At 71.8% G+C, this 8,168-nt stretch carries 8 protein-coding genes; 2 read left to right on the top strand and 6 right to left on the bottom strand.

Features of this window, described 5'->3' with window-relative positions; translation table 11 throughout:
- Positions 1 to 113 precede the first annotated feature (113 nt).
- From argG to ACFVU2_RS18330, 3 genes are all read right to left on the bottom strand, one after another.
- Positions 114 to 1,550 carry an argininosuccinate synthase gene (argG, locus tag ACFVU2_RS18340; RefSeq protein ID WP_387877350.1) on the bottom strand — a complete coding sequence of 479 codons (1,437 nt, stop codon included), beginning with the start codon at positions 1,548 to 1,550 and terminating at the stop codon, positions 114 to 116.
- A 46-nt stretch (positions 1,551 to 1,596) separates the two neighbouring features.
- Entirely contained in the window at positions 1,597 to 2,310 is a 714-nt protein-coding gene (locus ACFVU2_RS18335; protein WP_387877347.1) for a hypothetical protein, read from the bottom strand.
- Between the two features lie 162 nt (positions 2,311 to 2,472).
- The gene (locus ACFVU2_RS18330) at positions 2,473 to 3,141 is read right to left on the bottom strand and encodes a M15 family metallopeptidase (protein ID WP_387877345.1); all 669 of its coding nucleotides are present in this window, start codon (positions 3,139 to 3,141) and stop codon (positions 2,473 to 2,475) included.
- A gap of 27 nt (positions 3,142 to 3,168) precedes the next feature.
- Between ACFVU2_RS18330 and ACFVU2_RS18325 the strand changes: the two genes are divergently transcribed.
- Entirely contained in the window at positions 3,169 to 3,828 is a 660-nt protein-coding gene (locus ACFVU2_RS18325) for a hypothetical protein (protein WP_387877344.1), read from the top strand.
- Here ACFVU2_RS18325 and ACFVU2_RS18320 read toward each other — a convergent pair.
- Positions 3,818 to 4,531: a TetR/AcrR family transcriptional regulator gene (locus ACFVU2_RS18320; RefSeq protein ID WP_387877341.1), complete on the bottom strand. Its 714-nt coding sequence runs from the start codon at positions 4,529 to 4,531 to the stop codon at positions 3,818 to 3,820. The two genes, ACFVU2_RS18325 and ACFVU2_RS18320, sit on opposite strands and share 11 nt — an antisense overlap.
- An 80-nt stretch (positions 4,532 to 4,611) precedes the next feature.
- Between ACFVU2_RS18320 and ACFVU2_RS18315 the strand changes: the two genes are divergently transcribed.
- Positions 4,612 to 5,274 (top strand): DUF4386 domain-containing protein, encoded by a 663-nt coding sequence (locus tag ACFVU2_RS18315; RefSeq protein ID WP_387877339.1) that lies wholly within the window; start codon positions 4,612 to 4,614, stop codon positions 5,272 to 5,274.
- 116 nt (positions 5,275 to 5,390) lie between these two features.
- Here ACFVU2_RS18315 and ACFVU2_RS18310 read toward each other — a convergent pair whose 3' ends face one another.
- Both ACFVU2_RS18310 and ACFVU2_RS18305 read right to left on the bottom strand, forming a co-directional pair.
- Positions 5,391 to 7,103 (bottom strand): amidase, encoded by a 1,713-nt coding sequence (locus ACFVU2_RS18310; RefSeq protein WP_387877336.1) that lies wholly within the window; start codon positions 7,101 to 7,103, stop codon positions 5,391 to 5,393.
- Complete coding sequence (locus tag ACFVU2_RS18305) at positions 7,100 to 8,164, bottom strand: agmatine/peptidylarginine deiminase (protein ID WP_387877333.1); 1,065 nt, start codon at positions 8,162 to 8,164, stop codon at positions 7,100 to 7,102. The genes ACFVU2_RS18310 and ACFVU2_RS18305 overlap by 4 nt, the downstream gene beginning before the upstream one ends.
- Positions 8,165 to 8,168: the final 4 nt, after the last annotated feature.

Here is an 8,168-nt window from a genome sequence, read left to right as displayed (position 1 = left end):
CCATATTCCTCCGGCGTTTTTCTATCCCGCCCCCCCCCGTTGTTGTGGGGGGGGGGGGGGGGGGGGGGGGGGCGCCCCCCCCCCCAACGACTCACGTCTCGCGAAGGGGTCCGTCAGTCGGTGCCGGAGTCGAAGGCGGCGCCCTCGGAGCTGGCGTCGATCTCGCGGGAGAGCGCGTCGTCGGTCTCGTCGACGTCGAGCTCCAGGATGGCGCGGGCGCTGCCGGCCTCCAGGGTGCCGACGAGCTCGGCGGTGGGGCCGCCGATGAGGCCCGAGGCGGCATACTGCTCGAGGCGCGAGCGCGAGTCGGCGATGTCGAGGTTGCGCATCGTCAGCTGGCCGATGCGGTCGGCCGGACCGAACGCGGCGTTGCCGACGCGCTCCATGGACAGCTTGTCCGGGTGGTAGCTGAGCGCGGGGCCGGTGGTGTCGAGGATCGTGTAGTCGTCGCCACGGCGCAGGCGCAGGGTGACCTCGCCGGTGATCGCGGAGCCGACCCAGCGCTGCAGCGACTCGCGCAGCATGAGGGACTGCGGGTCGAGCCAGCGGCCCTCGTACATCAGGCGGCCGAGGCGGCGGCCCTCGTTGTGGTAGTTGGCGACCGTGTCCTCGTTGTGGATGGCGTTGAGGAGGCGCTCGTAGGCGATGTGCAGCAGGGCCATTCCCGGCGCCTCGTAGATGCCGCGGCTCTTGGCCTCGATGATGCGGTTCTCGATCTGGTCGGACGCGCCGAGGCCGTGACGGCCGCCGATCGTGTTCGCCTCGAGGACGAGCGCGACGGCATCCGGGAACTCGACGCCGTTGAGGGCGACCGGACGGCCCGCCTCGAAGCGCACGGACACCGTCTCCGGCACGACCTCGACGTCTTCGCGCCAGGCGGCGACGCCCATGATCGGGTCGACGATGTCGAGACCGGCGTCGAGCTCCTCGAGCCGCTTCGCCTCGTGGGTCGCACCCCAGATGTTCGCGTCGGTCGAGTAGGCCTTCTCGGTCGCGTCGCGGTACGGGAAGCCGCGGGCGACGAGCCACTCGCTCATCTCCGTGCGGCCGCCGAGCTCCTCCACGAACGCCGAGTCGAGCCACGGCTTGTAGATGCGCAGACGCGGGTTGGCGATGAGGCCGTAGCGGTAGAACCGCTCGATGTCGTTGCCCTTGTAGGTGGAGCCGTCGCCCCAGATCTCGACGCCGTCCTCCATCATCGCGCGCACCAGCATGATGCCGGTGACCGCGCGACCGAGGGGGGTGGTGTTGAAGTACGTCTTGCCGCCGGATCGGATGTGGAACGCTCCGCACTGGAGGGCGATGAGGCCCTCCTCCACGAGGGACGCCTTCGCGTCGACCAGGCGCGCGATCTCGGCGCCGTACTCGTGGGCGCGACCGGGGACCTCGCCGATGTTCGGCTCGTCGTACTGCCCGATGTCGGCGGTGTAGGTGCAGGGGATCGCACCCTTCTCGCGCATCCAGGCGACCGCGCAGGAGGTGTCGAGACCCCCCGAGAACGCGATGCCGACTCGTTCACCGACCGGGAGACTGCTCAAGACTTTGGACACGACGTCAAGTTTAGAGGGAAGGGCGGAGCCACGCGGCTGTCGCGGCTCAGGCGATGGCGTTCGAGCGTCGTCGGCGCAGGTGGAGGGCGCCGACGCTGAGGAAGGTGAGCGCGGCGGCACCGCCGATCAGCGGGTCGACGAGCGGGGTGGACTCGGAGTCCTCGACCACGATGACGTCGATGTCGAACATCTTGGCGTCCTGGGTGAACGTGATGTTCAGCGGGCCTTGCGCGAGACCGGTCGGGGTCATGGTCCAGGCGGCGTCCGTGCCGACGACCGCGGTTCCGAGCAGCATTCCGTCCTGGTCGCGTGCCTCGACCGTCGAACCGGGGCTCCCGATTCCGGTAACGGCCGCACCGAGCGGGAGAGCGTCCCCTGCCGACAGTGAGGTCGGCTCGAACGGGTTGTCGACGAGCCTCACGGTTGCCGTCGCCTTCGCAACATCGTCGGTGCATGTCTCGACATTGACGAGCCCGTCGGCCACGGTCCGATCCATCCGGATCGCGTATGATCCGTCGGGTTCGGCGACGCCACGCCCGACCACGGTCTCTGCGAGGCAGTGTCCGTCGACCTCGGCGAGCGGGGTCACGTGCACCCGCACCTCGGTGCCAGCGGGGAACGTCCCTGGCTCACCGGTGAAGACATGACCCACCCTGATCTCCCAGACGGGGGTGGCAGCGTTGGCGGCCGACGGTGTGGCGACGGCAGCACCCACTGCGACGACGGCCGTGAGGACGGCGGCACGGAGGATTCGATTCATGGAGGGTCCAAACTCGTCTCGGGGCAAACGGAACGTGCTGTCGAAGCACATTTCAACGTTGACGGCACAGAGGCCACGCCTCCGCAGTCCTGTCCCCCGATAGGGGTAGCGCCACCCGTCGATCTCAGTAGCGGACCGCGTGCAACTTCGCTGTCCCCCGGTTCACCCCCGCCCGTCGGCGGCCGGCAGTGGGCACTCCCCGCCCGGCTCGGTCCGCAGTTCGAAGTGCCACATCTCGTTCGCGTACACCTGGCAGAGCCCCCACTCCGCACCGAACCGGTTGAGGAAGTCCATGGCGTCGGCCGTCGCGATGTCGACGGCGTCCCCGGTGACATGTGCGGAATCCTGACCGCGCTTGACCCAGCGGGAGGCCTCCTCCTCGCTGCCGTACTGCGCGACGGCGACCGCGAACAGGTGTTCCTGGTAGCGCTCCGATCGCCAGCCGTCGGCGATGGTGATCTCGGTGCCGCGCTCCGCGGCGACGCTCTGGGCCTCCCGCAGGGCGTCGAGCAGCGCGGGGGTGAGGTGACGGACGGCCGGCTTGTCGCTGTCCAGCGAGAGTGACGAGCCGTCGGGGATGTACCCGTCGGCGTCGTCGAGGGGCCCCTGCTGCGTCGCGGCGCCGGGGGCGGGCGTGCCGGATGCGGTGGACGCCGCGCATCCGGAGAGCGCGACGAGCGAGGCGAGCGCGAGGAGGGCGGTCAGGCTGAGGGCGGTGCTGGACAGGCGTCGTCGGGGGAGGGGCATTCCTCCACCGTCGCAGCGGTGGAGGACCACGTCATCCACCGTCAGGCGCATCCCGATCCGCCGAGCGAGGGATCTGGTAGACAAGGAGGACATCCACGAGGGGGGATCTCAATGGGGGTAGTCCGTCCACTGTCCGTCGCCGCGGTGCTCGCGGCGGGTGCGCTCGCGCTCGCGCTGACCGGCTGCGTGCCGGAGCGACCGACGCCCGGTTTCGTCGCCGTCACGCCTGATGGGCCGGGAGCGGCGACGGCGCCGCCGACCGGAGCCGGCGCGGGAGCCGCAGGCACCGGCGACCCGTCGGATCCGGCCACCTGGACGATCGGCTTCGACGGCGTCGGTCCGCTCGTGCTCGGCACGCCGTCGGCCGCGCAGCACGACGTGCTCGCCGCGTTCGAGCCCGAGGTGGCGGCCGACGGCTGCGGCCTCGACTTCGTCTCGACGCCCTCCGGCCTGCGCATCGGCACCGGCGAGTCCGCAGCCGACGGCGTCACCTCCATCGTCCTCGACTCGGACGTCGCGGTGGCGGTCGGTGCTGCCCCGCGCACGGCCGACGGAATCGGCCTCGGCTCCACCGTCGACGAGTTGGTGACGGCCCACCCTGAGGCGCGCAAGACCTCGGGGATGGGGGAGGGGCTGATCACCTACGCGATCACCGACGCCTCCGGCCGCTCGATCGTCTTCGGCGCGTGGCGCACGGATCCCGCGATCGTGACCATCCAGGTCGGCGCCGACGACCGCATCACGACCGAGGGATGCGGGCTCACGGCGTAGCGACGCCCGCCTCGGCGTTCCGGCGCGCCTCGAAGCCGTCGAGCAGCAGGTCGAGAGCGAACTCGAACTCGTACTGGTCGTCGCATCCCGGGCCCAGGATCGTCTCTCGCCCGTGCTGGGCGGCACCCGCGATGCGAAGGATGCCCGGGTAGCGCTCGGCGAGCCGGGCGGCGGCCTCCGCGGCCTCCGCGGGCGAGGCCGGCGGAGGGGTCGGGAAGAGCTCGTGCGTGAACCCCCACATCCGGGTCCCGAGGGTGTGCATGATCTGATGGGTGAGGGCGGCCGAGAACCCTCCGTGCAGGAAGACGGCGATCGTCCCCTCCATGTAGTCCAGCACGGCAGGGGTCGGGGTGGTGCTCGACTCGATGACGGCCAGCGCCCAGGGGTGGCGCATCAGGGACGAGCGCGCGGCGAGGATGCGGCGGCGCAGGGTCGGGCGCCACTGCGCAGGATCGGAGTCGGAGTCGGGGGCGTCGGCGGGCGCGATCCCGCGGACGACCAGGTCGAGCATGCCGGCCGCCAGGTCGTCCTTGCCGGCGACGTGCTTGTAGAGGGCCATCGGCACCACGTCGAGCTCGCCCGCCAGGCGGCGCATGCTCACGGCGTCGAGGGACTCGGCATCGGCCAGCTCTACGGCGCGCTGCAGCACGGCCTCCCGGTTCAGCCGGATGCGTCGGCCGCCGGCCTCGTCCGTCGTCGTCATGCGGGCCTCCCGTTGACAAGCGTACGTCGTACACCTATCGTTCGAAGGTGTACATCGTACACCTTGACGAAGGAGCACTCATGTCCCCCCTCAGACGCACCTCGATCGCCGTCGGCGCGCTCTACCTCGTCACCCACGTCACGTCGGTCGTGGCGACCGTGCTGTACGCACCGCTTCTGCAGGGAGATTCCGGGACGGGCGTTCGCTCCCTGGCGCAGACCGGTGCGCTGCTCGAAGCGATTCTCGCGATCTCGGTCGTCGGAACGGCCGTCGGCCTGTACCCCGTGGTAAAGAGCTGGGGACCGGCGTTCGCGCTGGGGCACGTCGGCCTGCGCGCGCTCGAGGGCGCGGTCATCCTCACCGGCGTCGCGAGCGTGCTCGCTCTCGGCGCGTTGCCGGAGGGATCGGGCGGCGGTCCGATCGCTGCCGCGTTGGTCGCTCTGCACGACGCGACCTTCTGGCTCGGCCCGAATCTCGTTCTGACGGTCAGCACCGCACTGCTCGCGATCCTGCTGCTCCGCTCGCGGCTCGTCCCGCGATGGATCCCCGTCCTCGGCCTCATCGGTTGCGCCTCGTTGCTCGCTTCGGCCGTGGCCATCCTCTACGGGGTCTTCCCGCAGGTGTCTCCGGCGGGCGGGGCGGCCGCCGCGCCGATGTTCGCCTGGGAGCTGTCGCTCGCCGGCTACCTGCTGTTCGTCGGGATGCGCGCGCGGGTCGCCGAGCCCACCCCGCCGACCCCCTGACGGCACCACCGCGATTTGGACCGAATGTCGACTCTGGGCTCGCCAGAGTCGACATTCGGTCCAAATCGCGAGGGGAGGGAGCGGTAAGGAGGAGGGGGGAGAGGCGGGAGGGCGCCTCAGAGGGGCGGAGTGCGCGGCGGCGCCGTGCGCGCCGGGTGCGTCGCCTCGAAGGCGGCGCCGAGCGCGAGCAGCGCCGCATCGTCCCACGCACGGCCCGCGAACGTGAGCCCCACGGGCATCCCGATGTCGGCCATCGTGCCCATCGGGACGGTGACGGTCGGGATGCCGAGGTGACGGGGCACGAGGTTGCCGTTGGCGACCCAGACGCCGTTGCGCCAGCCGAGGTCGGCGGAGTCGGGGTTCACGTCCATGTCGGCGGGGCCGACGTCGGCGACGGCGGGGAAGATCACGGCGTCGAGGCCGAGGCCGTCCATCCACTGCTCGAGGTCGACGCGGCGCGTCTCCTCCAGTCCGCGGAGCCCGTCGGCCAGGTGCGGGATGCTCTCGAGCGCTGCCCCGCGATGCTCGCGCACCCAGGCGGGGTACTCGGCGATGTCGTCGTCGAAGCCCGTGTAGCGGTCGGGGAGGGCGCCGGGCGGCGGCGGAAAGATCGTGGCCCCGTCGACATCGGCGAGGGTGCGGAGGGCCGGGTCGCCGTTGGCCTGCAGGAAGTCCTCCCAGCCCCACGCGGAGAGGTCGACGATCTCGCTGTGCAGGTACTCGGGGGAGACCAGGCCGCGGGTGAACACGGTCGGGGCGCCGGGGCGATCCCCCTCGTAGTTCGAGACGACAGGGAAGTCGACCTCGACCACCTCGGCCCCGGCGGCCTCGAGGGTGCGACGGGCACTCTCCCACAGCTCCAGCACCGAGGCGCGGGTCTCGATGCGCTGACCGGTCGCTCCGCCGATCCCGCCCTGTCCGGTGGGACCGCCCGTGCCCGTTCCGGCCTCCGGGTCGGCGTCGATGTACATGCGTGGGACGCCGAGCCGCCTGCCCGCGAGGGAGGCTCCGGCGGCGAGGGCCGGGTACGAGGCCGGCCGCAGCTCGGACGACGGCGGGATGGCGACCCACGGCTGCACGCGCCAGAAGTCGCCGCGCTTCTCCGTGTCGTCGGCGACGACGACGTCGAGGACCTCGAGCAGATCGGCCATGGTGCGGGTGTGCGGCACGACGACATCCATCGTCGGCACCAGCGGCCAGTTGCCGCGCACCGAGATGACCCCGCGCGACGGCGTGTAGGCGCAGAGGGCGTTGTTGGAGGCCGGCGCACGGCCGGACGACCAGGTCTCCTCACCCAGACCGAAGGCGGCGAAGCTCGCGGCGGTCGCCGCACCCGACCCGTTGGACGAGCCGGAGCCGAACGCGGCGGGCAGGTAGGCGGCGTTGTACGGGCTCTCCGCCCGGCCGTAGACCCCGCGCTGCATCCCGCCGTTCGCCATCGGCGGCATGTTGGTCAGGCCGAGCAGCACGGCCCCGCCGGCTCGCAGCCGCTCGATCGTGAAGGCGTCCCGCTGCGCGACGAGGTGTTCGAAGGCGGGCGAGCCGGCGGCGGCGGTCAGGCCGCGGGCGAGGTAGCTGTCCTTGGCGGTGTACGGGATGCCGTCCAACGGCCCGAGGGTCTCGCCGCGGGCGCGACGGTCGTCCGACGCGCGCGCGGCGGCGAGAGCACCGGGATCGCGCACGGCGATCGCATTCAGCCGGGGCCCGGCCGAATCGTACGCGTCGATCCGGGCGAGGTACGCCTCCACGAGCTCGACCGCCGTGGTCTCGCCGCGCTCCAGGGCCTCCCGCAGCCGGGCGATCCCGGCCTCGACGACGTCGACGGTCATCGGGTGCTCTCCGCCGAGCCGGTCGCCGCGCCGGGCAGGGCGGGCTGCTGCTGCGTGATGCAGTGGATGCCGCCGCCGCGCTCGAAGATCGGCCGCGAGTCGATCATGCTCACCCGGCGACCGGGGTAGGCGGCCTCGAGGATCTCGGTCGCCTCGGCGTCGGCCCGCTGCTCGCCGAAGCCGCACGCGATCACGCCGTCGTTGACGACGAGGTGGTTCACGTAGCTCCAGTCGACGAAGCCCTCCCCGTCGCGCAGGGTCTCCGGCGCCGGCAGTTCGACGATCTCCCACGGGCGGCCGGCGGCGTCAGTCGTGTCGGCGAGCACTGCGTGCAGTTCGCGGGACACGGCGAAGTCCGGGTGCTCCGGGTCGCGCTGCGTGTGCAGCAGCAGGCGACCGGGCGACGGGATGGTGGCCACGATGTCGACGTGGCCGTTGGTCCCGAAGTCGTCGTAGTCGCGGGTGAGGCCGCGCGGCAGCCAGACCACGTGGGTCGCGCCGATCGTGCGGGCGAGCTCGGCCTCCACGCGCGCCTTGTCGGCGTACTTGTTGCGGCGCGGGTCGAGCTGCACGGTCTCGGTGACCAGAACCGTCCCGTCGCCGTCGACGTGGATGCCGCCGCCCTCGTTCACCAGCAGCGAGTCGATCAGCTCGGCCCCGGTGCGCTCGGCGACGAAGCGGGCGATCCCGGCCGACTTCTCCCACTCGGACCACACCGGGTCGCCCCAGCCGTTGAAGATCCAGTCGACGGCGCCCAGCACGCCGGGGCGCTCGTCGTCGACCACGAAGGTCGGGCCGAAGTCGCGCATCCAGAACTCGTCGAGCGGAGCCTCCACCTGTTCGATGTGCGAGCCGAGCATGCGGGCCGCGCGCTCGCGCTCGCTCGGGTCGACGACCATCGTGACGGGCTCGAACTCGGCGGTGGCGTGCGCCACGGCCGTCCAGGCGGCGTACGCCTCCTCGGCGGAGGCGGCGTCGTCGCCGAGGGTGATGCCGGCGCGGGGGAAGGCCATCCAGGTGCGCTCGTGCGGGGCGGTCTCGGCAGGCATGCGCCAGCTCATTGCG

It is taken from the genome of Leifsonia sp. NPDC058194, assembly GCF_042883605.1.
In the GTDB taxonomy this organism is placed as follows: domain Bacteria; phylum Actinomycetota; class Actinomycetes; order Actinomycetales; family Microbacteriaceae; genus Leifsonia.
The sequence above is the reverse complement of the archived record's forward strand: the minus strand, read 5'-3'. Positions and strand labels throughout refer to the sequence as shown.

Bases quoted from the DNA above. Each gene is read 5' to 3' on its own strand.
- ACFVU2_RS18335 (WP_387877347.1), bottom strand. From the start codon at position 2,310: ATGAATCGAATCCTCCGTGCCGCCGTCCTCACGGCCGTCGTCGCAGTG.
- ACFVU2_RS18325 (WP_387877344.1), top strand. From the start codon at position 3,169: ATGGGGGTAGTCCGTCCACTGTCCGTCGCCGCGGTGCTCGCGGCGGGT.
- ACFVU2_RS18320 (WP_387877341.1), bottom strand. From the start codon at position 4,531: ATGACGACGACGGACGAGGCCGGCGGCCGACGCATCCGGCTGAACCGG.
- ACFVU2_RS18315 (WP_387877339.1), top strand. From the start codon at position 4,612: ATGTCCCCCCTCAGACGCACCTCGATCGCCGTCGGCGCGCTCTACCTC.
- ACFVU2_RS18310 (WP_387877336.1), bottom strand. From the start codon at position 7,103: ATGACCGTCGACGTCGTCGAGGCCGGGATCGCCCGGCTGCGGGAGGCC.
- ACFVU2_RS18305 (WP_387877333.1), bottom strand. From the start codon at position 8,164: ATGAGCTGGCGCATGCCTGCCGAGACCGCCCCGCACGAGCGCACCTGG.